The sequence below is a fragment of the Pseudomonas lactis genome (assembly GCF_001439845.1).
Taxonomy (GTDB): Bacteria; Pseudomonadota; Gammaproteobacteria; order Pseudomonadales; family Pseudomonadaceae; genus Aquipseudomonas; species Aquipseudomonas lactis.
In genome coordinates, this window is sequence record NZ_JYLO01000001.1 from 455,233 (window position 1) to 479,318 (window position 24,086).

Sequence of the window (24,086 nt, forward strand, 5' to 3'; positions counted from 1 at the left end):
CGAGTGGTACACAGATTTTGTGTTCACAAACGGTCCCCTGTGGGAGTCGGGCTTGCCCGCGATAACGATCCGACAAACACCCAATCTCCCTCTGCAATAACACCCTTGAACCGTCAACCGATCAACGGCGTGCCGGCACCAGTTCAGGCTTGATCACACCGGTGAGGCGCGTATAGGGCAGGGTGATTTCGATCAGCCCCTGTGCGTAAGGGGCGATGGTGCTGACGTTGTACTTGAGCACCACGCCGCCGCTGGTCAGGGCCACGTTCGGGGTTTTCTGAAACGGCCAGCTCTTCACGAATTCTGGGTCGCGGTCCATCTTGGTGCTGATCAACCAGCTGTTGTGGGCAACTTTAGCGGTATTCCAGAAGGCTTGCTCCTGGCCGGGCAACAGCATGTCGGCCAGGGTCAGTTCCTTATGCAGAATCCGTGAATAGTTGATAAACCCGCGGCCTGGCTCGCCGTGGGCGACACCTGTGTCCAGGTAGCTGGACACTTCAACGATCACCAGTCCGTCATGCTGGTCACGTACCTTGGCTTGCAAGTACATGCCGTGGCGGTCTGGCGACTCACGCAGGAAGGTGTTTCGATAGGCGTTCAGGCTCGCCGGCACGCTGGCGCCAGGCGTGGTGCGGGTCATTTGCAGCAGGCGCTGTTCCACCAGGCTGTCCAGTTGTGGCTCGGCAGGGAAATGCACGGTGTCGATGTTCACCAGCGGGCAGGCCGGGCTGTCGCAGCCGGGCTTGATCTGCTCCGACTTGTCGGTGGTAACGTCCAGCGGCTTGAGATAGGCGGGTTGGAACAGGCTCTGGCAAGCACCCAGGGTCAAAGCAATACAGGCCACGGAGGCGATTCTTAAAAGCGACATGTGTGTCCTTCGTAAATCGATGGAAAGCGAAAAGAGTAGCGCTTGGACTGCCAACGTGGCCGCCAGTTCGCCACTAAACTGATTGCAGTGAGTTTGACGTTCGCCGCCTCTCCCGGCAACCGCAAAGGGGCTGCATCAACGGGCGTCGGCGCGTTAGGATGGCGCCCATTGCACGAGCTTAACGAGGGACACCATGACCGACATCGCGAAGTCGACACCGAACAAGATCGAGATTGTTCAGCGTGACAATGCCTATAAAGGCTTCTACAAGCTCGATCGCGTGCAACTGCGCCATGAAAAATTCGACGGCGGCATGAGCCGGGTGATCAACCGCGAAGTGTTCGTGCGTCATGACGCCGTGTGCGTGCTGCCCTACGACCCGCAGCGCGATGAGGTGGTGCTGATCGAACAGTTCCGCGTCGGCGCCATGGGCCGTGCCGATAACCCCTGGCTGGTGGAGATGGTCGCCGGCCTGATTGACAAGGATGAGCAACCCGAGGAGGTTGCACACCGCGAGGCCGAAGAGGAAGCTGGGCTGACATTCTCCGCGCTGTGGCCGATCACCAAGTATTTCCCGTCGCCTGGCGGCAGTACCGAATTTGTCCACCTGTACCTGGGCCGTTGCGACAGCTCGGGCGCGGGTGGGGTCCATGGATTGGAAGAAGAAGCAGAAGATATCCGCGTCACCGCCTGGGCCTTCGAAGATGCCTTGCAGGCGGTGCGCGACGGCAAGATTTCCAACGCAGCCAGCATTATCGCCCTGCAATGGCTTGCGCTTAATCGCGCGGAAGTGAGGGGGTTATGGCAGTAAAGGCACGGGAACGTTATCGAGTTGACCTGATCGGGCTGCAAGCGGCCTGCGAGGCCAACTATGCGCGGCTGATGCGCCTGCTCCCGGACATGCGCCACGCCCCCCAGGCGCGGCGCATTGCTGTCACCCACGGCGACCAGATGCTCGGCGTGCTGACCCTGGAAGTCATTCTCACCTGCCCCTACACCACCACCCTGCGGGTACGCCAGGAGCACAGCCTGCCGTGGTTGCCGGTGCCGCAATTGGAAGTGCAGGTGTACCACGACGCGCGTATGGCCGAAGTGATCAGCGCCGAACATGCGCGACGCTTTCGCAGCATCTATCCTTACCCGAACGTGTTCATGCACCAGCCCGATGAGAAAGCACAGCTCAATGTGTTCCTCGGCGAATGGCTCAGCCACTGCCTGGCCTTGGGCCATGAGTTTGAAGTGGTGCGGTAGATGTGAACTGCGTCTGTTTCCTTGGGTTTCCTCTTTGTGTCCTGCCCCAGCATAATCGCGCCAATTATCCATTCCTGTAGTTGCCAGGGAGAGCGCCTTGCCGAGTGTATCCGCCGTGAATCCTGATGCCGTGTTGCTGGTGCAGTTGTCCGACAGCCATCTGTTTGCTGACGCTGACGCCACGCTGCTGGGCATGAACACCCGTGAAAGCCTGCAGCGGGTAGTCGAGCTGGTGCGCGCGCAACAGCCGGCCATCGACCTGATACTGGCGACCGGCGACCTGTCCCAGGATGGCACGCTGGCGTCCTACCAGCAGTTTCGCGATTTGACCGCGTCCCTTGGCGCTCCGGCGCGCTGGATTCCTGGCAACCACGACGAACCGCAGGTCATGGCCCAGGCTGCCATGCACAGTGATTTGCTCGAACCGGTGGTGGATATCGGCAACTGGCGTATCACTCTGTTGGATTCGGCGGTACCAGGGTCGGTGCCGGGCTACCTGCAAGACGCGCAACTGCAACTGCTGGCGCAGGCCTTGAGCGAGGCGCCGGGCCGCCATCACCTGGTGTGTTTCCACCACCATCCGGTGCCCATCGGCTGTGCGTGGATGGAACCGATCGGCCTGCGCAACCCCGAAGCGCTGTTTGCCGTGCTTGAGCGCTTTCCGCAGACCAAGGCATTGCTGTGGGGGCATGTGCATCAGGAGATCGACAGCGAGCGCAACGGTGTGCGACTGCTGGCTTCGCCGTCCACCTGTATCCAGTTCGCGCCGGGAAGTGAGGATTTCCAGGTCAGCGAGCAAGCGCCGGGGTATCGATGGTTGCGCTTGCATGGCGACGGACGCTTGGAAACGGGGGTGGAACGGGTCAAAGGCTTCGCTTTTACGGTCGATTACGGCAGCAACGGCTATTAAGGCCTGCAAACACTGATCAAAAGGTGGGAGCTGGCTTGCCTGCGATGACGGTGTACCTGGCGCTGACTCGTTGACTCAATCGCCGCCATCGCAGGCGAGCCAGCTCCCACATTGGGTCCGCTTCTGCCTGCATTCCCTGTAAACTGCGCCTCTTTGGCCTCAGCACGGAGAGCCCGGCATGTCCGCTTCGATCCTGTATATCCACGGTTTCAACAGTGCGCCGGCTTCCAACAAGGCCAGCCAGTTGACCACTGTGATGGATGCCCTTGGCCTGTCCGACCAGCTGCGTGTGCCGGCGCTGCATCACCACCCTCGTCAGGCAATTCTTCAATTGGAGCAAGCGATTGCGCAACTGGGCCGGCCACTGCTGGTCGGCAGCTCACTCGGCGGCTACTATGCAACCCATCTTGCCGAACGCCATGGCCTCAAGGCGCTGCTGGTCAACCCGGCGGTCAGCCCCCATCGGATGTTCGACGGTTACCTGGGCACCCAGAAGAACCTCTACACCGATGAGACCTGGGAATTGACACAGGACCACGTCACGGCGCTGGCCGAGCTGGAAGTACCGGGTCCCCAGGATGCCGCGCGTTATCAGGTGTGGTTGCAGGCCGGGGACGAAACCCTGGATTATCGCCTGGCCCAACAGTATTACCGGGCCTGCGCCTTGCGCATCCAGGCCGGTGGCGACCATGGTTACCAGGGGTTCGCCGAGCAATTGCCGGCACTGTTGTGCTTTGCCGGTATTGGCGCAGATCAGTTTCAATCCTTCGATTTTTCGTCACTGTAGAAAATCGCAGGTCACTTTTTAATCGAACGACTCACGACGAGACCCCATGGCCACTCCCAGCGCTAGCTCTTATAACGCCGACGCCATCGAAGTCCTCTCGGGCCTCGACCCGGTGCGCAAACGCCCCGGCATGTATACCGACACCAGTCGGCCGAACCACCTTGCCCAGGAAGTCATCGACAACAGCGTCGACGAAGCCTTGGCCGGGCACGCCAAGTCGGTGCAAGTCATCCTTCACGCCGACCATTCCCTGGAAGTGTCCGACGACGGTCGTGGCATGCCGGTGGACATTCACCCCGAAGAGGGTGTGCCGGGCGTCGAGCTGATCCTCACCAAGCTGCACGCCGGCGGCAAGTTCTCCAACAAGAACTACCAGTTCTCCGGCGGTTTGCACGGCGTGGGTATTTCGGTGGTCAACGCCCTGTCCACCCTGGTGCGGGTCAAGGTCAAGCGCGACGGTAACGAGTACCAGATGACCTTCGCCGATGGCTACAAGGCCACCGACCTGGAAGTGATCGGCACCGTGGGCAAGCGCAACACCGGCACCAGTGTGTACTTTGCGCCGGACCCCAAGTATTTCGATTCGCCAAAATTCTCCATCAGCCGCCTCAAGCACGTGCTCAAGGCCAAGGCTGTGCTGTGCCCGGGGCTGCTGGTCAGCTTTGAAGACAAAGGTACCGGCGAGAAGGTCGAGTGGCATTACGAAGACGGCCTGCGCTCTTACCTGGAAGATTCGGTCAGCGACTTCGAACGCCTGCCCAACGAGCCGTTCTGCGGCAGCCTGTCGGGTAATAAAGAAGCGGTGGACTGGGCGCTGCTGTGGTTGCCCGAAGGTGGCGACAGCGTGCAGGAAAGCTACGTCAACCTGATCCCCACGGCCCAGGGCGGCACCCACGTCAACGGTTTGCGCCAAGGCTTGCTGGATGCCATGCGTGAATTCTGCGAATACCGCAGCCTGTTGCCGCGCGGCGTCAAACTGGCGCCGGAAGACGTGTGGGAGCGCATCGCGTTCGTGCTGTCGATGAAGATGCAGGAACCGCAATTTTCCGGCCAGACCAAAGAGCGCCTGTCGTCCCGCGAGGCGGCGGCGTTTGTCTCTGGCGTGGTCAAGGACGCCTTCAGCCTGTGGCTCAACGAGCATCCGGAACTGGGCCTGGCCCTGGCGGAGCTGGCGATCAACAACGCCGGCCGGCGCTTGAAAGCCAGCAAGAAGGTCGAGCGCAAGCGCATCACCCAGGGCCCGGCACTGCCGGGCAAACTGGCCGATTGCGCCGGGCAAGACCCGATGCGTTCCGAGCTGTTCCTGGTGGAAGGTGACTCCGCCGGCGGTTCCGCCAAGCAAGCGCGGGACAAGGAGTTCCAGGCGATCCTGCCGTTGCGCGGCAAGATCCTCAACACCTGGGAAGTCGATGGCAGCGAAGTGCTGGCCAGCCAGGAAGTGCATAACATCGCGGTCGCCATCGGCGTCGATCCGGGCGCGGCAGACATGAGCCAGTTGCGCTACGGCAAGATCTGTATCCTCGCCGACGCCGACTCTGACGGCCTGCACATTGCTACCTTGCTGTGCGCGTTGTTCGTCCAGCATTTCCGCCCGTTGGTGGATGCCGGTCACGTCTACGTCGCCATGCCGCCGCTGTACCGCATCGACCTGGGCAAGGAAATTTTCTACGCCCTGGACGAAGCCGAGCGCGATGGCATCCTTGACCGCCTGGTGGCCGAGAAGAAACGCGGCAAGCCACAGGTCACGCGATTCAAGGGCCTGGGTGAAATGAACCCGCCGCAACTGCGCGAAACCACCATGGACCCGAACACCCGGCGCCTGGTGCAGTTGACCCTGGAAGACTTCGCCGCCACCTCGGAAATGATGGACATGCTGCTGGCGAAGAAACGCGCCGGCGACCGCAAGACCTGGCTTGAATCCAAAGGCAACCTGGCCGAGGTACTGGGCTGATGCGCACAGGCGTCGCCCTGGCGATCCTGATGTTGAGCGGGCTGGCGGTCACCCAGGTGGCTGCCGCGCCCATGGCAGAGCTCAAGCTGGTCTCGGAACACCCGGTGGACGGCATGCGCGGCGGGAACCTGTCGGGCCTGGCGTTATGTGACAACGAGCTGTGGACGGTTTCGGACCGCGATGATGACCAGATCTACCGCCTGGATACCCGTGCGCCGGCCTGGAGCGCGCAAGCGCTGAAGATCGACGTGCCGCCCGTGCCCGAGTCCGGCCTGCCTTGGGGCTTGCGTTCGCGCACCAAGGCCGCTTCGTTTATACGCGGCGGTGACCTGGACTTTGAAGGCATCAGCTGTGATGCCGCAGGCAACCGCTACATTGTCAGCGAAGCCCATGCCGCGGTGTTGCAGGTGCCGGCGGCGGGCGCGCCCGAGTGGTTGAAAATCGCGCCGGGCATGGTGCGTGAAGCCAGGGCCAGTGGCATGTTGCTGCACTTTAATGCCTTGTTCGAAGGCCTGGCGGTGAACCCTGAAGGCAATCAGATCTGGCTGGCTGCCGAGCGCGAACGCCGTGGCCTGGTCTCGATCAAGCGTGGGCAGAGCGTATGGGATTGCGATGGTCGTTGTGTATTGTTGAGCGAGGCCGGCCAGGAAGTGCAGCCGGCGCAGTTCCCCAACGCCAAGGCCGTGTCCAAGGACTTTGCCGACTTGTCGCTGTTCAACGGCAAGCTGTTTACCCTGGAGCGCAATGCGTTCCAGATCTGCCGGCGCGACCCGCTCACGGCCAAGGTTGAGCAGTGCTGGTCGTTTGCCGACGAAGCCCTGACGCCGCAGCGACGTTACCCCCAGTCGTATGGCCTGGCTGAAGCCCTGTTGGTGGATGCCGACGGTGCCTGGGTCGGGATCGACAACAATTTCGGCCCGCGTGCCGATGGTGAAAAACGTCCGATGGTCTATCGTTTCGCCGCCCCGGACGGCGGCTGGAGTGCCCAGCCATGAATCGAGATTTTTTTGAATTGAATCAGCGCAGCGGCAGTTCCGCTGCGCCTTACCCCATGATGAGGCCCGCATGAGTGACATCCTCGCAGACAGTTTAGATGGCGTAGAACGCCGGTCGCTGGCTGAATTCACCGAAAATGCCTACCTCAACTACTCCATGTACGTGATCATGGACCGTGCCTTGCCGCATATCGGCGACGGCCTGAAGCCCGTGCAACGGCGCATTATCTACGCCATGAGTGAGTTGGGCCTGGACGCTGATTCCAAGCACAAGAAATCGGCGCGTACTGTCGGTGACGTGCTGGGTAAATTCCACCCCCACGGCGATTCGGCGTGCTATGAAGCCATGGTGCTGATGGCCCAGCCGTTCAGCTACCGCTATACCCTGGTGGACGGCCAGGGTAACTGGGGTGCACCGGATGACCCCAAATCCTTCGCCGCCATGCGTTACACCGAGGCGCGGCTGTCGCGTTATTCCGAAGTGCTGCTCAGCGAGCTGGGCCAGGGCACGGCCGACTGGGGCCCGAACTTTGACGGCACCCTCGACGAACCTCTGGTTTTGCCGGCGCGTTTGCCGAATATCCTGCTCAATGGCACCACCGGTATTGCGGTCGGCATGGCCACCGACGTGCCGCCGCACAACCTGCGCGAAGTCGCCACCGCCTGCGTGCGCTTGCTGGATGAGCCCAAGGCTACGGTCGAGCAGCTGTGCGAGCATATCCAGGGCCCGGATTACCCGACCGAAGCAGAAATCATCACGCCGCGCGCCGACCTGCTGAAGATGTACGAAACCGGCAAGGGCTCGGTGCGTATGCGCGCCGTGTACCACATCGAAGACGGTGACATTATTGTGACCGCGCTGCCGCACCAGGTATCGGGTGCCAAGGTGCTGGAGCAAATCGCCGCGTTGATGCAGGCCAAGCCGTCGAAGTTGCCGCAAGTGACCGACCTGCGTGACGAGTCCGACCACGAGAACCCGTGCCGCATCGTGATCATCCCGACCAACAGCCGGGTGGATCATGAAGTGCTGATGCAGCACTTGTTTGCCAGCACCGACCTAGAGTCCAGCTACCGTGTCAACGTCAACATCATTGGCCTGGACGGCAAGCCGCAGTTGAAGAACCTGCGCAATCTGCTGGTGGAATGGCTGGAATTCCGCGTGCAGACCGTGCGTCGCCGCCTGCAATTTCGCCTCGACAAGGTCGAGCGCCGTCTGCACCTGTTGGACGGTTTGCTGATTGCCTACCTCAACCTGGATGAAGTGATTCATATCATCCGTACCGCCGAGCACCCGAAGGCCGAGCTGATCGCGCGTTTCGAGCTGAGCGAAATCCAGGCGGACTACATCCTCGACACCCGCTTGCGCCAGTTGGCACGTCTGGAAGAAATGAAGCTGCGCGACGAGCAGGATGCGCTGCTCAAGGAACAAGCCAAGCTGCAAGCCCTGCTGGGCAGCGAAGCCAAGCTCAAGAAGCTGGTGCGCAGCGAACTGATCAAAGACGCAGAAACCTATGGCGATGACCGTCGCTCGCCTATCGTCGAGCGCGCTGAAGCCAAGGCGCTGACCGAAACCGAGCTGTTGCCCAACGAGAAAATTACCGTCGTTTTGTCGGAAAAGGGTTGGGTTCGCTCCGCCAAAGGGCATGATATTGACGCCACCGGCCTTTCGTACAAAGCCGGTGATGGCTTCAAGACCGCTGCCGCGGGGCGCTCTAATCAGTTTGCGGTGTTTATCGATTCGACCGGGCGCAGTTATTCGGTGCCGGCCCACACCCTGCCGTCTGCACGGGGGCAGGGCGAGCCGTTGACCGGGCGCCTTACGCCGCCACCGGGGGCGAATTTCGAGTGCGTGCTGTTGCCGGATGACGATTCGCTGTATGTCATCGCCTCCGACGCCGGTTACGGCTTCGTGGTCAAGGGCGAAGACCTGCAGGCAAAAAACAAGGCGGGCAAGGCGCTGTTGAGCCTGCCGAACAACGCCAAGGTGATTCTGCCAAGGCCGGTGGAGGACCGTGAAAGCAACTGGCTGGCGTCGGTGACCACCGAAGGGCGCTTGCTGGTGTTCAAGATCAGCGACTTGCCGCAGCTGGGCAAGGGTAAAGGCAACAAGATTATCGGGATTCCCGGTGACCGGGTGGCCAGTCGCGAAGAGTATGTGACTGACATCGCCGTCATCCCGGAAGGCTCTACCCTGGTGCTCCAGGCTGGCAAGCGCACGTTGTCATTGCGCCCTGACGACCTAGAACACTACAAGGGTGAGCGTGGCCGGCGGGGTAACAAACTGCCACGAGGTTTCCAGCGAGTGGATGCCTTGCTGGTCGAAACGCCGGTTTAATCGGTACTAGAGGCCTCGATCTACGATTTAACGCGTAGATCGATGCTTTCGCGCTGGAGTCATGGCGCATATTCACGGATGATATGGCCTTTCCAGCGCCGGCGTGGCCGAGCGTGTTCAGGTTATTTTTAGTATTACATTGTGGTTCGCCTTGTGGCAGCCACTTGGATGGGATGATGACTGCTCCACGCCTTCCTCTATTTTTGATGCTCGCTGGCCTTTTGGGGTTGGCGGGTTGCAGCACACACCAACCCGTGTCGCTGTACCAGCTGGACAGCGGAAGTCCGGCTCAGCCAGCCCAAACCGCTGGCATGGCAGTATTGCTGGGGCCGGTGGTCGTTGCCGATTACCTGCAACGCGAAACCCTGCTTCAACGTCAGAACGACGGCAGCCTGCAAGGTTCCACAGATGGTCGTTGGGCCGGTAGCCTGTCGTCGGATATCAACCAGTTGATGTTGCGTCAGGTCGCCGGCCAGCTGGACAGCCAGCGTGTGGTCCTGGCACCGGGGCCCTCCGGGTTCACCCCGGATGTACAGGTGTTGCTGACCATTACGCGGCTGGATTCCGGCAAGTCGCAACCGGCGATCCTGGATGCGCAGTGGCGCCTGATCGACCGTCGCGGGCAGGTGCGGGACAACCGCATTGTGCACCTGCAGGAAGAACACGCCGGCACCACCGCGTCCCAGGTCCAGGCCCAGGGTGTGCTGTTGCAGCACCTGGCGCAGCAGTTGTCGGTGGCACTCAAGCCATTGGCCAACCAGCCACCAATTGCCGAAGTGCAACCGCGTAAACAGGCCCCGGCCCAGGCCAAGCCTGCGGCCCCGGAAAAACCGAAGATGCCGATGGCCACGCCGATTCGTACGGACTTGGAAGTGTTCAGGTTCTGATCTGAATCGCGCACAAACAAAAGGCCCGCTGAATAAGCGGGCCTTTTTATTGGGCTGCTCTGTAGGAGCGAGCTTGCTCGCGAAAAGCGTCAACGATAACGCGTGCTTTCTGAATAAACGCGGCGTCTGTGAGTTTTCGCGAGCAAGCTCGCTCCTACAAAAGGCCTTAGCCTCAGGGCTTACGGGTCTCGTGCATCCGCGCCAGTTGGCGCTCCAGCATCGACGGATACGGCTCCATCAATCGCTCCACACAGCTGGCCCCCTCAGGGCTGGCAATCGGGCGGATACGCGCGCGTTGGCGGATCAGTGTGTCTTCGCTGATCTTGCGCTCCACCAACAGCAGGTTGCGGCTGTGCTGGGACAGGGCCAGGGCATCCTGGGCGATTTCAGTGAGCAGCAGGTCGATCTGGCTCATGCCAAACAAGTCGTCACCCACGGTTAGGCCCAGCTGCAGTTGCAGGGTAATGCCGCTGTCGGCCACTTCGATCTGCAGGGCGTGGCCCAGGGCGCGCAACAGCTCGCCGCAGCAGATGGCATTGGTCAGGTAGTCTTCGCCGCTGTCTTCGCTGTGGAACAGCATCAACGTGCTGCCATCGTTCAGGGTATGCAGTTCGCTCTGGTAGAGCGAAGCGGCCTGGTCGAGGCAGTCGCGGTAGCGTTCGAGCAGTTCGGTCAGGCGGGCACGGGGCAGGCGGCGCAGTTGCTCCTGGGCACCCAGTTGCACGGCAAGTACGGCACTGTGCTGCGGCTCGGCGTTCTTGACCACAACCGGTTTCGGTGCGGCAAGCGGTGCTACTGCCGAGGTGTCGCGCAGGTCGGCGAACGGGTCTTCGTCGTCCAGCTCGTCTTCCTCGGCCTTGATCACATGGCGCGGTGCAGGCTTGAGGCCGGCCACCGGGGCGCTGTCATCGAAGCCTGGGTCGCGCAGGTCGCGCACTTCAAACTCAGGCTCGTCGTTGTAGTCCTCGGTGTCGTCGTACTCAGGCTCGGGCTCGACTTCAGGCGCTTTCGGCTCCGGGGCAAAGCTGGCGTGGAGCTGGCGCGCGAGGTCGCCGATTTCATCCTGGCGATCGGTAGCCGGGGTGTGTTCGTCGATATCCCGCAGCCAGATGCGCAGTTGCATCAACGGCGTGGAAATATGCCGACCCAGGCGCAGGCTCAAGGCCAGGGCCAAAGCCAGCAGGATCGCGCTCAGGATGCCCATGCTTTGCAGGCTGATGGTCATCGGCTGCTGGAACTGTTGCATATCAAGGCTGATACGCAGTTGGCCGGCCTTCACGTCCTGGAACGTAATATTGCTCTGGTACAGGCCTTCGGCCTCACCGAGCAGGCCGTTTTTCGGGCGCTGCCCGGCCTCGGCCATGATCCGGTTGTCCACGCTATAGATAGCGGCGTGGGCCACCAGCGGGTTCTTGGTCAGGTTGTTGAGCAACACGTTGAGGCTGAGGATGTCGTTGGACACCAGCAACTCAGTCGCCGAAGTGGCGGTCTGGGTTGTCAGGCTTGCGCCCAGGGCATCAGCCTGCTCGTGCATGGCCTGCTTGAACTGCAAACCCATCACGCAGGCGTAGATCACCAGGGCCAGAGCGACCAGGATCACGTTATGGCTGGCGATGCGCAATGCAATCGGTACACGGCGATGGCGCAGTGCCCGGAAGATCAGCAGGAAGAAGTTATCGGTTTTTACTGGCGTGGGCCGGTTCACTTGCGCTCGGCTCTTGGTCCGTGAAGTTGACGCGCAGTATAGCGACAGGCCCATGGCCGGCAAAGCGCTGGCTGTGCCCGATGGTCACTGAAAGTGGGTAGAATGCGGTTTTTTTCCAGCCTGGGGGTGCGCTTTGCGCGAAATTGTCCTGATCAACATCACGGGTGAAGACCGACCGGGTCTCACCGCAGCCATTACCGGCGTCCTGGCCCAGGGTGGTGTGAACATTCTCGACATCGGCCAGGCGGTGATCCACGACACCTTGTCGTTCGGCATCCTGGTGGAAATCCCCAGCACCGAACAGGCCTCCTCGGTACTCAAGGACATCCTGTTTACGGCGTATAAGCTCGATCAACAGGTGCGTTTCACCCCGGTGTCCGAAGCTGACTACCAGCACTGGGTCGAAGGTCAGGGCAAAAAGCGCCATATTGTCACGCTGTTGACCCGCAAGGTAACGGCTGAGCAGCTGCAGCGCGTCAGTTCCATTACCGCGCAGTACGGATTGAATATCGACCATATCGACCGTCTGTCGGGTCGCATGCCATTGGACACTCCGGCCGACAAAGGCAAGGGCTGCATCGAGTTCTCCGTACGCGGCGAACCGGCTGACGCGCAAGCGCTGCGCGCCGACTTCCTGAGCGTGGCCCAGGAGCTGAATGTCGATATCGCTTTCCAGGAAGACTCCCTGTTCCGTCGCAACCGCCGTCTGGCGGTGTTCGACATGGACTCCACCTTGATCGAAGCCGAAGTCATCGACGAGTTGGCCAAAGCGGCCGGTGTGGGCGAGCAAGTTTCTGAGATTACTGAGCGCGCGATGGCCGGCGAGCTGGATTTCCGTGCCAGCTTCAAGGAGCGTCTGGCGCTGCTCAAGGGCCTGGACGTGGGCGTGCTGGATTCGATCGGCGCGTCGCTGCGCCTGACTGAAGGCGCAGAAACCCTGTTCGCCGAACTCAAGCGCCTGGGCTACAAGACCGCCATCCTGTCCGGCGGCTTCACTTACTTCGCCAAGCAGTTGCAGGCCAAGCTGGGCATTGACTATGTATTCGCCAACGAGCTGGAAGTGGTGGATGGCAAAGTGACTGGCGTGGCGGTGGAGCCGATCGTCGACGCGCAACGCAAGGCCGACCTGCTCAAGGAATTGGCCCACAAGGAAGGCTTGCGTCTGGAGCAGACCATCGCGGTCGGCGACGGCGCCAATGACCTACCGATGCTGGCGATTGCCGGGTTGGGCGTGGCGTTCCGTGCCAAGCCGTTGGTCAAGCAATCGGCCAAGCAGGCGATTTCGACCTTGGGGTTGGATGGCGTGCTGTACCTGCTGGGCTTGCGTGACCGCGACGGTCAGCTATAAGCCGATCTCACTGTCACTGATCGTTCCCACGCTCCGCGTGGGAACGCCTCCAGTGACGCTCTGCGTCACGCTTTGGGCGCAGAGCGCCTCGGGCTGCATTCCCACGCGGAGCGTGGGAACGATCAACTGCAATATCAGGCTTTTGGCAGTGCGATACCCTGGCCCATCTGCACCGGCGTACCCGCTGCCAGCTCCTCAGCCCACTTCACCTGGTCCGGCCCGAACAGCACGATGGCGGTCGATCCCAGTTTGAAACGACCCAGTTCCGCACCTTTTTCCAGATGAATCGGCGCGCGGGCGGCTTCGTCGTAGCGAAAGGTTTTCAGCTCGCGCTTGGGCGGCGTCACCAAGCCTGCCCACACGGTTTCAATCGAAGCAACGATCATCGCACCCACCAACACCACGGCCATCGGGCCGCGTTCGGTGTCGAACAAGCAGACAGCACGCTCGTTACGGGCGAACAACTCCGGCACGTTTTCGGCGGTGGTCTGGTTGACCGAGAAAATCCGCCCTGGCACATACACCATCTCGCGCAGGGTACCGGCCAGTGGCATGTGCACCCGGTGATAGTCTTTTGGCGACAGGTAAATAGTCGCGAACTCGCCGCCCATGAACGGCGCAGCCATTGCCGCATCGCCACCGAGCAGTTCCAGCACGCTGAAGCTGTGGCCCTTGGCCTGGAAGATACGGCCATGTTCGATCGGGCCTAGCTGGCTGACCGCGCCGTCGGCAGGGCTCAGGACTGCGCCTGGGGTTGGATCCAACGGGCGGGCGCCGTCTTTCAGCGCGCGGGTGAAGAAGGCGTTGAAGTGCTCGTAGGCGCTCAGGTCTTCCACCAGGGCCTGGGACATGTCCACCTGGTAGCGCTTGGCGAACCAGGCAGTGAAGGCGTTCTTGAACCAGCGCACGCGGCACTCGGCGATACAGCCGGCCAGGCGCGACAGCAAGTGGTGCGGCAGCAAGTACTGGCTGAGGATAAACAACTGCTTTTTCATAACTGTCCTTAAACCTTAAATCTCAACGGGGGTGTCGGGGTGATTGCCCCATTCGCCCCAGGAACCGGCATAACCTTTGACTCGCGGATAACCGAGCGCCTTGGCCACCAGGTAGGTGAAGCCAGAGCGGTGGTGAGTCTGGCAGTGGGTGATGATTTCTTTGTCTTTGGTCAGCCCGAGGTCTTCGAGGATCTGCGGCATGTCACGGCGAATACGCAGGTTGCGCGCCTTGTCCATGCCGGCGGTCCATTCGAAGTTCACCGCACCGGGAATGTGGCCGCCCTTGGCTGCGAGCACTTTCTCGCCGGAATACTCCAGCGGGCCACGAGCGTCCCAGATCCCCAGGTCGGCCGCACCGAGACGGCTTTGCAGGTACTCACGGGTGGCGGTAGGGCCGTCGTGCAGCGTGAGGCTGACCGGGCCGCCGGCTGCCGGGGGCACATCGGTGGAAAGCGGGTGCCCTTCCTCCAGCCATGCCAGCAGGCCGCCGTCGAGGTAGTGATATTTCTGGTGGCCGATCACGTCGAGCATCCAGATAAAGCGCCCGGCCCAACCGCCGCCTTCGTCGTCATAGATCACATAGGTGGCGTCCGGGGTGTGGCCCAGTTCGCCGAACAGTTTTTCCAGGTCGGCCTTGCTCGGCAGCAGCCCGGGTGCGGGTGGCTGGCCCAGTTGGGTGCGCTTGGGGTCAACGAAATGCGCGCCGGGGATATGCCCTTCGGCGTAGCGGGCGGCACTGGTGAGGTCCACCAATATCAAGTGCTTGGAATCGAGGCGACTCAACAGGTCGGCGGATTCGATCACCAGCGGCAAGCCAGAGAAGTCAGGCATGTGAGGTCTCCTGGGCACAAATGTTGGCGATAAAGGCCGGTGATTGTAGCGCAAGCATCAGCCGCTGCGGTTGGTAAAGCTGTGCAGGGCTTTCTCGATGCATTGGGCGGTTTTGCCGAACGCCTGCACGGTGGTTTCCGAGAACGGCCCGCCGCCTTGGTCCGCCACGATCAGCATGACCACGCGGCCGTTGCAGCTCAGTGAGCGCAACAGCAGGTGCTCGCCGATAAACAAGCGACGCAGGATCGGTGGCAGCAAGGCGGAAAACTGCGCATGGTTGTCGGGGTTCAGGCGTACCTGGGCGGACTTTTCCAGCAGGCGTTGCAGCAACGTGCTGTTGACCACATCCAGGCTCAGGTGAACTGCGTCCTTGGGCAGGCCGTCGGCCTGGTGCACGCGCAAGGTGCTCAAGGCGCGATCGGCCATGAATATCAGTACCCGCTGCATGCCACTGGCAACCAGAGCTTCCTTGGCGCAAGTGGTCAAGTGCATAGCGTTGGCAAAGCGGCTCGGCTCCACCAGCAACTCGGTGCATCGCGTGCGCCACACGGCCAAGGCTTCGGCAGTCGGAGGCGGTGCAGGCAACAAGCCGCGATGGACCTTCTGCACATGCCACGGCCAGATCAGCGACAGCGCCGGGTGCCAGAGGTCGGGCATCAAGGTGGTACGAGCGCTGGTCACCGCTTGCTGGTGGGCTTGCTGTTGCACATCGCTCAATGGCGCTTGCAGGTACAGCGCCGTCAGGTATTGCCAGCGCTCGGTATGCGGGCAGGTCCAGGACTCCTGGGCCGACATCGCCAGGCCATTGGCCAGCAACACGGTGTTGGCCGGCTGGTTCAGCCAGCGCCGCAGGTTGGGCTCGGCATCGAGCAATTGCTGGTGGCGCAGGGCATCGTCTTGGCGGGCAATGTGCAGCGCCTTGACCAGCAGGCGTTGCTCGGCCAACAGCAACTTGTAGCCCTGTGAAACCCAGATCGGCAGGTGCCAGGCTTCGGTCAAGCCCAGGCACAGGTCAAGCAAACGCACGCCGAACAGCTGTTGCTCGACCTGACGCGCCGATTGGCCTTTATGGATCACCCGCAACTCCCACTCCTCCAGAAGCTTGGGGTAGGCGACGGCCATCGGCCACAGTGGCGACAAAAACAGCAGGCTGCCCCAGTGGATGTCCTGCCACAACCGCGCCAGGCGACTGCCGAACAAACCGTTGGCTTGCTGAGATGCGTGCTGGCTGATCAGCAGCAGTTGACGCAAGGCCACGGGGATTTCCCGGGCGGGTACCGAAGGCAGGCGCGCCAGCAGCTCCTCGGCACGTTTGAGGCCAAGACGGTTAAGCGCGACTTCAAGGTTTTCCGCAGGTTCGGCCAGGCTACCATGGGCTTGGCTGTTGGCTTCGCGCATCACGCTCAGCACGAGGGCCGGGCTGTCTTGCATCAGCTCCGCAATATCTCGCAATGAACTGCGGCTATCGCGAATAGCTTTGCACACGCGCTCATGACTGGCCTGGGGCACGGGCAGCAGCACGTCGTCCAGGCACTTGATCCAAGCGGCGAGGGTAGTGGGGCGGTTCGTTGGGACTGTCGTTTCAATTGCCATGATTGGGGCGCGATCATCACTTGCGTTCAACACGCCCGGAACGGGCCGAATTGGCTTTTCGCCTTAACGGGCTATAGTCTGGCGCAGTTTTGCCGATAAGTAGAACAAGAGTTTTCTGCTGCACCCAATATGTCCATGAACCCGACGGCGCAAGTACCCCTCTCCTATGGCTAAAATTATCGGCATCATTGTCGTCATCGCAAGTGTGCTCGGAGGGTACGTCCTCTCCCACGGTAAAATCGCCGCACTGATCCAGCCTTTTGAGGTGCTGATTATCGGCGGTGCCGCGTTCGGCGCATTTTTGCAGGCCAACCCAGGCTATATGACCATGCACGTGGTCAAGAAGTCCCTGGGCATGTTCAGCTCGCGCTTCTCCCACACGTTTTATCTGGAAGTGCTGGGGCTGATCTACGAGATCCTCAACAAGAGCCGCCGCGAAGGCATGATGGCGATCGAAGGCGATATCGAAGACGCCGCGGCCAGCCCGATTTTTGCCAAGTACCCGGCCGTGCTCAAAGACGAGCGCATGACCGCGTATATCTGTGATTACCTGCGCATCATGTCCTCCGGCAACATGGCGCCCCACGAGCTGGAAGGCCTGTTCGACATGGAGCTGTTCAGCCTCAAGGAAGAGCTGGAGCATCCGTCCCACGCCGTGACCGGCATCGCCGACGGCATGCCCGGTTTCGGTATTGTCGCGGCGGTACTGGGTATCGTGGTGACCATGGCGTCCCTGGGCGAGGGCGATCAGGCGGCCATCGGCATGCACGTAGGTGCGGCGCTGGTGGGGACCTTCTTCGGTATTCTTGCCGCCTACGGTTTCTTCGGCCCGCTCGCCACTTCCCTGGCCCACGATGCCAAGGAAGAGATCAACCTCTACGAAGCGATCAAGGCGTGCCTGGTGGCATCGGCGTCGGGCATGCCGCCGTCGCTGGCCGTGGAGTTTGGGCGCAAGGTGCTGTACCCGAAACATCGCCCGAGTTTCTCCGAGCTGGAACAAGCGGTTCGCGGTCGCTAAGCCATGGAAAACAACCAGCCGATCATCATCAAGCGCGTCAAGCGCTTCGCTGCGGGGCACCATGGCGGTGCCTGGAAAATCGCCTTCGCCGACTTTGCCACGGCGATGATGGCGTTCTTCCTGGTGCTGTGGCTGATGTCCACCGCTACGCCAGAACAGAAGATCGCCATCGCCGGCTACTTCAAAGACCCGATTGGCTTTTCGGAAAGCGGCACTCCGTTTGTCATTGACCTGGGCGGCTCGCCGGAACTGGCGCCCGAGCGCACCATCAACCCGGAAGTGCAAACGGAGTCGCCCCAGGAAAAAATTCCGATTGAGCGCGACACTGTCGAGTCCATGGCCGAACAGGTCGAACAGGAGCGTCTGGAACTGTTGCTGCAGGAATTGCAGAACAAGGTTGAAGAAAACCCACAGTTGCTGAAGTTCAAGGACCAGATTTCTTTCGAGATCACCCCCGAGGGGCTGCGCATCCAGATTACCGATGCGGCCAACCGGCCGATGTTCGACTCTGGCAGTGCGCGCTTGAAGCCGTACTTTGAAGACATCCTGCTGGCCATGGCTGACACCATCAAGGCGGTGCCGAACAAGATCAGCATCAGCGGGCATACCGACGCCAAGCCCTACGCGGGCCAGGGCGATTTCGGCAACTGGGAACTCTCGGCCAACCGCGCCAATGCCGCCCGGCGTGCGCTGGTAGCCGGCAGCTACCCGGACCCGCAAGTGGCGCGCGTGGTGGGCTTTGCCTCCTCGCAGCTGTTTGATCCCAAAGACCCGTTCAACCCGGTCAACCGCCGCATTGATATCGTGGTGCTGACCAAAAAAGCCCAGCGTGCGATTGAAGGCGATCAACCACCGCCACCGGCACCGACCCAGGGCGACGGTGCGCCAGGCGAAGTGCCGGCCGACCCCAACGCCCTGCCGCCGGAGCAGGAGCCGCTGCCGGCTCATGAGCTGCGCCAGAAGCTGAACCTGTTTGATGATGGGGGTATCAAGGACCCTACGGCGCCTGCCCCGGGGTCATAATTGATCTATGCGCTGGTAACGAAAACGCCCCGATCATTCGGGGCGTTTTCGTGTGTGTTCAAAGTGGGAGGTACGCTTTGACACCACTGACTACGCCTCGCATGTCGTCGGCGCACAGGCGCGGGACGAAGTACTCCCGACCTTTGGTGCGAGTCTTTCTATGCAACTTGTCGAGGCGCTCAAAGCTGACGGTATAAATCATGTCGCACTTCACCCATAGCTCTTTATAACCATCGGACTGAAGTGGATTGGTGCGTAGCAAATGGTGCCAGTCGTATTGGGTCGCTGGTGCAGTAGAGGAGATTGGCACCACGGTGCAGAGCTTGCGATTGTGGGTCGCGGTAGGCGATATCACGACAACCTTGCGGATCTTCAGCATTTCCGGTGCAACAAAACCTCGGGTGAAGTCACACAGCAAAACGTCGCCTTGTTTGGGGTGATAGTAGAGAGCCAAATGTTAATTCCCCACAAAAAGCAAAGCCGCCCGAAGGCGGCTTCATTCGACACGCAGCGGAGCTTGCTTCGCCCCTTCTGCGCCGCTGGATCAACCCCGAAAAGGATCCAGACTCCTGCCAGCTTTCGCTGGTGACGGAGCAATTATGAGCATCAGGAAATCCGAATACAAGCTGGCTTGTGCGTATCAGCCACCCAGTTGATCCGGATTCTTGATGCCCGCTCCTGTTAAATCAATGGGCTAGGGCGTTCAGCACCCTGGTTTATGTGTATCAAGAAATTGACCGTCAATAACTGCTCTCGGGCAAGCTCGCAATAATCGACCGATAGCTGTTCATCCGCTGCTGCTGCACGCGCCCATCTTCCAGTGCCTTGAGCAACGCACAACCCGGCTCGCGATCGTGTTTGCAGTCGCGGAAGCGGCAGGTGCCGATCAGGTCGTTGAATTCGATGAAGCCGGCCTCCACATCGCTGCGGCTGACGTGGCCCAGGCCGAACTCACGAATACCCGGCGAGTCGATCAACTCGCCGCCGCCCGGGAAGTGGAACAACCGCGCGGTGGTGGTGGTGTGGGTGCCCTGGCCGGACAGTTCAGACAGCGGGCCCACGCGGGTTTCGACTTCCGGCAACAGGCTGTTGACCAGCGACGACTTGCCCACGCCTGACTGGCCGACGAACACGCTGATCCGCCCGTCCAACTGCTGTTGCAGCTGTTCCATGCCGTTGCCGTGGTGAGCCGACACTTCCAGCACCGGGTAGCCCAGGGTGCGGTAGACCGCCAGCAACGCATTGAGCGCCGGGGCGTTCTGCTCGTCGATCAGGTCGAATTTGTTCAGCAGCAGCAACGGACGGATACCAGCATGCTCAGCCGCGACCAGGTAGCGGTCGATCAGGTTGGCATGGGGCTCGGGCAGCGGCGCGAACACGATCACGATCATGTCGACGTTGGCCGCCACCGGCTTGAGCTGCCCACGGCTGTCGGGGCGACGCAGTTCGGTGCTGCGCGGCAACTGGGCGACGATGACGCCGATGCCCTGGTTGCCGGCACGCCACACCACCTTGTCGCCGGTGACCAGCGCAGGCAGGTTGGCGCGCAAGTGGCAACGGAACACCTGGCCTGCGAGTTCGCCTTCGAGCGCCTCGACTTCGACCTGCACACCAAAGTGCGCGATCACCAGGCCCGTTTGTTCGGGGCCCAGGTCGCCGCCCTCGAGCGCTTCCACGGCGGAGGATTCACGTTTGGCGGCGCGGGCGGCGCGTTCACCTTGAATCTTTTCGATGCGCCAGTTTTGGCGACGGTTGAGCTGGCGTTTGGCCATTGGTGTTCCGTGTCGATAATGCAAAAGTTGGGTAAAACGGTCGCGAGTCTAGCACGCCCCCGCCTGCTAAACTGCCCGGCTACGCCAAGGTGCCAAGAGAATCAAGCCATGCAAAACCCACAGAACCTGATTTGGATCGATCTGGAAATGACCGGTCTGAACCCCGACACCGACGTCATCATCGAGATGGCGACGATTGTCACCGACAGCAACCTCAACACCTTGGCCGAAGGTCCGGTGATCGCCATCCACCACAGCGACGCTGTGCTCGCCACCATGGACGAGTGGAACACCCGCACCCACGGTAACTCCGGGCTGACCCAGCGCGTGCGCGACAGCCGCATCAGCATGGCCGAAGCCGAAGCCCAAACCATCGCCTTCCTGGAAAAGTGGGTGCCCAAAGGCAAATCGCCGATCTGCGGCAACAGCATCTGCCAGGACCGTCGCTTCCTTTATACACACATGAAGGGGCTGGAAAGTTACTTCCACTACCGCAACCTCGACGTGTCGACCTTGAAAGAACTGGCTGCGCGCTGGGCGCCGGAAGTCAAAGACAGCTTCCATAAAGGCAGCACGCACTTGGCGCTGGATGATATTCGCGAGTCGATTGCCGAGTTGCAGCATTACCGCAAGCATTTCATCAAGGCTTGATTCTGCGGCGCCTCCACAGGCGACGCGGTCTTTAGCCAAACGCCCCCTTTTGGTGCCCTCGGCAAATGATTAGACTGCCGGCCTCTCTGTCAGGATCGCCATCATGTTGCTGATGCTCTACCTCGTCGCCATCACCGCCGAAGCCATGACTGGCGCCCTGTCCGCGGGGCGGCGTGGCATGGACTGGTTTGGCGTGGTGCTGATCGCTTGCGTGACGGCCCTGGGCGGCGGTTCGGTGCGTGATGTGTTGCTCGGCCACTACCCGCTGACCTGGGTCAAACACCCGGAATACCTGGTGCTGACCTCCGTTGCCGCGTTGGTGACGATCTTTATCGCGCCCTTGATGCGCCGCCTGCGCTCGCTGTTTTTGGCGCTGGACGCCTTGGGGTTAGTGGCGTTTACCCTGATTGGCTGCATGACCGCCCTGGAAATGGGCCACGGCATGTTGGTGGCGTCCGTCAGCGGGGTCATCACCGGCGTATTCGGCGGCATCCTGCGGGACATCTTCTGTAACGACATTCCGCTGATCTTCCGCCGCGAGCTGTATGCCAGCGTGTCTTTCCTGGCAGCGTGGTTCTACTTGTTGTGCCTATACCTGGAGCTGCCCAGCGAGCAAGCGATTCTGCTGACGTTGTTCAGTGGCTTCCTGCTGCGCCTGCTGGCGATCCGTTTTCACTGGGAAATGCCCAAGTTCGTCTACAACGACGACGTCCACTAGCGCGCAGCGTGTTGCTCCAGCGCCCACTCCACGTGTTCGCGCACCAACTCCGAGGGGTAGTCCCGTCGCGCCTTCAAGGCTTCCAGCACTGGAATGCTGGAGGGCGCATTGCCCAGGCCCACCGCCAGATTGCGTAACCAGCGCTCATAACCGGCACGGCGCAGGGGCGAGCCCTCGGTGCTGCTGAGGAATTTATCCTCGTCCCACATAAACAATTCGGCCAGTTCAGCGTTATCCAGATTGTGCCGTGGCTTGAAATCGCTTTCGGCGGTGGGTCGGGCGAAACGATTCCACGGGCAAACGATCTGACAGTCATCGCAGCCAAACACCCGGTTGCCGATCAGTGGGCGCAAGTCCTCGGGGATGGCGCTTTTGAGTTCGATGGTCAGATAGGAAATGCAGCGGCGCGCGTCCAGCACGTAAGGGCCGACGAAGGCGTTGGTCGGGCAGATGTCCAGGCACGCTGTACAACGGCCACAGTGTTCGGTGGCGTGGGGTGGGTCCACCGGCAGGGGCAAATCGACAAACAGTTCGCTCAAGAAGAAGTAACTGCCGGCCTTGCGGTTGAGAATCAGGGTGTTTTTACCGATCCAGCCCAGGCCCGCTTGTTCAGCGATGGCTTTTTCCAGGACGGGCGCGCTGTCGACGAAAGCGCGAAAGCCAAACGGCCCGATCTGCGCCTGGATACGGTCGGCCAGTTGCTGCACGCGCTTGCGGATCAGCTTGTGGTAATCGCGGCCCAGGGCGTAGCGCGAGATGTAGGCTTTTTCTGGTTGGGCCAGCAATTGCGCCATGTGGGTATCGCCGGGCAGGTAGTCCATGCGCAGTGACACCACGCGCAAGGTACCGGGCACCAGCTCGTCGGGGTGGGAGCGTTTGCTGCCGTGGGCGCCCATGTATTCCATCTCGCCGTGGTAACCCGCGTCGAGCCAGCGTTGCAGGTGCTGTTCATGCTCAGCCAGGTCAAGGCCGCTGATGCCCACTTGTTGAAAGCCCAGCTCGCGACCCCAGTCTTTGATCGATTGGGCGAGGGCGGGCAGATCGGAGGTAATAGCAGGCATGAGACACGGGAAACCACAGGTTAGATGCGTATAATTCTGCCAGACATCGGAGCTTGAAGACGCATGCCTCAGACAAAACACCCAATTACCGACGTTCAGCTGTTGTTGCCTGGCCATTTGCCGCAACTGGCTGCGCGTTCCCCGGACGCCCATAAGGGCCAGTTCGGCCACCTGCTGGTCATCGGTGGTGACTGTGGCTTTGGCGGCGCGGCGCTGCTGAGCAGCGAAAGTGCCCTGCGCAGCGGCGCCGGCATGGTCTCGCTGGCGACGCGGCCGGAACATGTGCCGGCCGCTCTGGCTCGGCTGCCGGAGGTCATGGCCGTCGGCGTGAGCTCGGCCAACCAGTTGATGGGCCTGCTGGAAAAAATCTCGGTGATCGTCATTGGCCCAGGCCTGGGCGATGCCGCCTGGGGCAAAAGCCTCTTGTCGGTCGCGGCCAATGCCAACCTGCCGCAGGTATGGGATGCCGATGCGCTCAATCAGCTGGCCACTGGCAGCGTGGAGCTGCCGGCCCACTGTGTGATTACCCCTCATCCGGGCGAAGCTGCGCGTTTGTTGGGGCTATCGACAGCCGAGGTTCAGGCAGATCGCCTTAAGGTGGCGCGCGCGTTGAGCCAGAAATTCAATGCTGTGGCTATCCTCAAGGGTGCTGGCAGTTTGATTGCCAGCCCGGATGGGCGCGTGTCGCGGTGTGATCAAGGCCATCCGGCGATGGCAACAGCGGGGCTCGGCGATGTGCTGGCCGGCCTGGTCGGCGCACTATTGGCTCAGGCTATGCCCGCGTACGAAGCGAGCTGCCTGGCCGTGTGGTTGCACGCGACCGCCGGAGACCGCCAGGGCAGTTTTGGTCGCGGCTTGGCTGCCAGCGACCTGATCCCCGCCATTCGTCAATTGCTGGAGGAGCAGTCGCCGTGCCTGAAGTAATTCTTTTCCTGGCAAATGAAGAGGCCATGGTCGTGTTGGGTCAGCGTATTTCGCAGGTCACGCAAGGGGCCGGGTTGATCTTTCTCGAGGGCGACCTGGGCGCAGGTAAAACCACACTGTCCCGTGGGATTATTCGTGGCCTTGGCCATACCGGCGCGGTAAAAAGCCCGACCTTCACGTTGGTCGAGCCCTACGAGATCGGCGACGTGCGAGCCTTCCACTTCGACCTCTATCGCCTGGTCGATCCGGAAGAGCTGGAGTTCATGGGCATCCGTGATTACTTCGACGATGATGCGCTGTGCCTGATCGAGTGGCCAAATAAAGGCACAGGCTTTTTGCCAAAGCCGGACCTGACCATTACCATTACGCCGCATGAGCACGGACGTCAGCTGAAGTTGTTGCCCCAGAGCCCACGCGCTGAGTCGTGGTGTGCTGCTCTGGCATTGGAATTCAAATAATTGGT

23 protein-coding genes are annotated in these 24,086 nt (G+C 61.2%); 15 read left to right on the forward strand and 8 right to left on the reverse strand.

The genetic code is table 11. The features are described 5' to 3' along the window. Window positions 1-121: 121 nt before the first annotated feature. The gene (locus TX24_RS01885; RefSeq protein WP_003188019.1) at window positions 122-868 is read right to left on the reverse strand and encodes an RsiV family protein; all 747 of its coding nucleotides are present in this window, start codon (window positions 866-868) and stop codon (window positions 122-124) included. 193 nt (window positions 869-1,061) lie between these two features. Here TX24_RS01885 and TX24_RS01890 point away from each other — a divergent pair, with 193 nt between their 5' ends. The 8 genes from TX24_RS01890 (at window position 1,062) to TX24_RS01925 (ending at window position 9,984) form a co-directional block, all read left to right on the forward strand. Then, entirely contained in the window at window positions 1,062-1,679 is a 618-nt protein-coding gene (locus TX24_RS01890) for an NUDIX domain-containing protein (RefSeq protein ID WP_003188021.1), read from the forward strand. Further along, window positions 1,670-2,119, forward strand: coding sequence for a DUF1249 domain-containing protein (locus TX24_RS01895; RefSeq protein ID WP_003188022.1), 450 nt, complete (start codon window positions 1,670-1,672; stop codon window positions 2,117-2,119). Before TX24_RS01890 ends, TX24_RS01895 begins: the two co-directional genes overlap by 10 nt. Window positions 2,120-2,216: 97 nt before the next feature. Further along, window positions 2,217-3,029 carry a 3',5'-cyclic-AMP phosphodiesterase gene (gene cpdA / locus TX24_RS01900; protein WP_003188024.1) on the forward strand — a complete coding sequence of 271 codons (813 nt, stop codon included), beginning with the start codon at window positions 2,217-2,219 and terminating at the stop codon, window positions 3,027-3,029. A 178-nt stretch (window positions 3,030-3,207) separates the two neighbouring features. Beyond that, window positions 3,208-3,816 (forward strand): YqiA/YcfP family alpha/beta fold hydrolase, encoded by a 609-nt coding sequence (locus tag TX24_RS01905; RefSeq protein WP_057709609.1) that lies wholly within the window; start codon window positions 3,208-3,210, stop codon window positions 3,814-3,816. A gap of 46 nt (window positions 3,817-3,862) precedes the next feature. After that, entirely contained in the window at window positions 3,863-5,767 is a 1,905-nt protein-coding gene (parE, locus tag TX24_RS01910) for a DNA topoisomerase IV subunit B (RefSeq protein WP_003188026.1), read from the forward strand. After that, window positions 5,767-6,762, forward strand: coding sequence for an esterase-like activity of phytase family protein (locus TX24_RS01915; RefSeq protein WP_057709610.1), 996 nt, complete (start codon window positions 5,767-5,769; stop codon window positions 6,760-6,762). Before parE ends, TX24_RS01915 begins: the two co-directional genes overlap by 1 nt. A gap of 70 nt (window positions 6,763-6,832) precedes the next feature. Continuing rightward, window positions 6,833-9,097 carry a DNA topoisomerase IV subunit A gene (parC, locus tag TX24_RS01920; RefSeq protein WP_034134750.1) on the forward strand — a complete coding sequence of 755 codons (2,265 nt, stop codon included), beginning with the start codon at window positions 6,833-6,835 and terminating at the stop codon, window positions 9,095-9,097. A gap of 173 nt (window positions 9,098-9,270) precedes the next feature. Continuing rightward, window positions 9,271-9,984 (forward strand): PqiC family protein, encoded by a 714-nt coding sequence (locus TX24_RS01925; protein WP_003188031.1) that lies wholly within the window; start codon window positions 9,271-9,273, stop codon window positions 9,982-9,984. Between the two features lie 172 nt (window positions 9,985-10,156). Here TX24_RS01925 and TX24_RS01930 read toward each other — a convergent pair whose 3' ends face one another. Then, complete coding sequence (locus TX24_RS01930) at window positions 10,157-11,689, reverse strand: HAMP domain-containing protein (RefSeq protein WP_003188033.1); 1,533 nt, start codon at window positions 11,687-11,689, stop codon at window positions 10,157-10,159. A 133-nt stretch (window positions 11,690-11,822) separates the two neighbouring features. Here TX24_RS01930 and serB point away from each other — a divergent pair, with 133 nt between their 5' ends. Continuing rightward, the gene (gene serB, locus TX24_RS01935; RefSeq protein WP_003188034.1) at window positions 11,823-13,037 is read left to right on the forward strand and encodes a phosphoserine phosphatase SerB; all 1,215 of its coding nucleotides are present in this window, start codon (window positions 11,823-11,825) and stop codon (window positions 13,035-13,037) included. 134 nt (window positions 13,038-13,171) lie between these two features. Here serB and asd read toward each other — a convergent pair whose 3' ends face one another. Genes asd through TX24_RS01950 form a run of 3 tightly spaced genes read right to left on the reverse strand, consistent with a single transcriptional unit; the run spans window position 13,172 to window position 16,456 of the window. Continuing rightward, window positions 13,172-14,032, reverse strand: coding sequence for an archaetidylserine decarboxylase (gene asd, locus TX24_RS01940; protein WP_003188035.1), 861 nt, complete (start codon window positions 14,030-14,032; stop codon window positions 13,172-13,174). A gap of 15 nt (window positions 14,033-14,047) precedes the next feature. Next, window positions 14,048-14,863, reverse strand: a complete 816-nt coding sequence (locus tag TX24_RS01945; RefSeq protein ID WP_057709611.1) for a rhodanese-like domain-containing protein — start codon at window positions 14,861-14,863, stop codon at window positions 14,048-14,050. 57 nt (window positions 14,864-14,920) lie between these two features. Continuing rightward, complete coding sequence (locus TX24_RS01950) at window positions 14,921-16,456, reverse strand: HDOD domain-containing protein (protein ID WP_057709612.1); 1,536 nt, start codon at window positions 16,454-16,456, stop codon at window positions 14,921-14,923. Window positions 16,457-16,622: 166 nt separating this feature from the next. Here TX24_RS01950 and motA point away from each other — a divergent pair, with 166 nt between their 5' ends. After that, window positions 16,623-17,474, forward strand: coding sequence for a flagellar motor stator protein MotA (gene motA, locus TX24_RS01955; protein ID WP_003188041.1), 852 nt, complete (start codon window positions 16,623-16,625; stop codon window positions 17,472-17,474). Between the two features lie 3 nt (window positions 17,475-17,477). Then, on the forward strand, window positions 17,478-18,497 hold the full coding sequence (motB, locus tag TX24_RS01960) for a flagellar motor protein MotB (RefSeq protein ID WP_003188042.1): 1,020 nt from the start codon (window positions 17,478-17,480) through the stop codon (window positions 18,495-18,497). Window positions 18,498-18,555: 58 nt separating this feature from the next. Here the strand turns inward: motB and TX24_RS01965 are convergent, their stop codons facing one another. Continuing rightward, on the reverse strand, window positions 18,556-18,951 hold the full coding sequence (locus tag TX24_RS01965; protein ID WP_032900374.1) for a type II toxin-antitoxin system PemK/MazF family toxin: 396 nt from the start codon (window positions 18,949-18,951) through the stop codon (window positions 18,556-18,558). Window positions 18,952-19,237: 286 nt separating this feature from the next. Beyond that, the gene (gene rsgA, locus TX24_RS01970; protein WP_003188044.1) at window positions 19,238-20,269 is read right to left on the reverse strand and encodes a small ribosomal subunit biogenesis GTPase RsgA; all 1,032 of its coding nucleotides are present in this window, start codon (window positions 20,267-20,269) and stop codon (window positions 19,238-19,240) included. A 108-nt stretch (window positions 20,270-20,377) separates the two neighbouring features. Between rsgA and orn the strand changes: the two genes are divergently transcribed. Next, window positions 20,378-20,920 (forward strand): oligoribonuclease, encoded by a 543-nt coding sequence (gene orn / locus TX24_RS01975; protein WP_003188046.1) that lies wholly within the window; start codon window positions 20,378-20,380, stop codon window positions 20,918-20,920. A 100-nt stretch (window positions 20,921-21,020) separates the two neighbouring features. Then, on the forward strand, window positions 21,021-21,638 hold the full coding sequence (locus tag TX24_RS01980; protein WP_169856984.1) for a trimeric intracellular cation channel family protein: 618 nt from the start codon (window positions 21,021-21,023) through the stop codon (window positions 21,636-21,638). Here the strand turns inward: TX24_RS01980 and queG are convergent. After that, a complete protein-coding gene (gene queG, locus TX24_RS01985) occupies window positions 21,635-22,699 on the reverse strand; it encodes a tRNA epoxyqueuosine(34) reductase QueG (protein ID WP_057709613.1) in 1,065 nt (354 codons plus the stop codon). The two genes, TX24_RS01980 and queG, sit on opposite strands and share 4 nt — an antisense overlap. Before the next feature lie 63 nt (window positions 22,700-22,762). Here queG and TX24_RS01990 point away from each other — a divergent pair, with 63 nt between their 5' ends. Beyond that, window positions 22,763-23,623, forward strand: a complete 861-nt coding sequence (locus TX24_RS01990) for an NAD(P)H-hydrate dehydratase (RefSeq protein WP_057709614.1) — start codon at window positions 22,763-22,765, stop codon at window positions 23,621-23,623. Further along, complete coding sequence (tsaE, locus tag TX24_RS01995; RefSeq protein WP_003188052.1) at window positions 23,611-24,081, forward strand: tRNA (adenosine(37)-N6)-threonylcarbamoyltransferase complex ATPase subunit type 1 TsaE; 471 nt, start codon at window positions 23,611-23,613, stop codon at window positions 24,079-24,081. Before TX24_RS01990 ends, tsaE begins: the two co-directional genes overlap by 13 nt. Window positions 24,082-24,086: the final 5 nt, after the last annotated feature.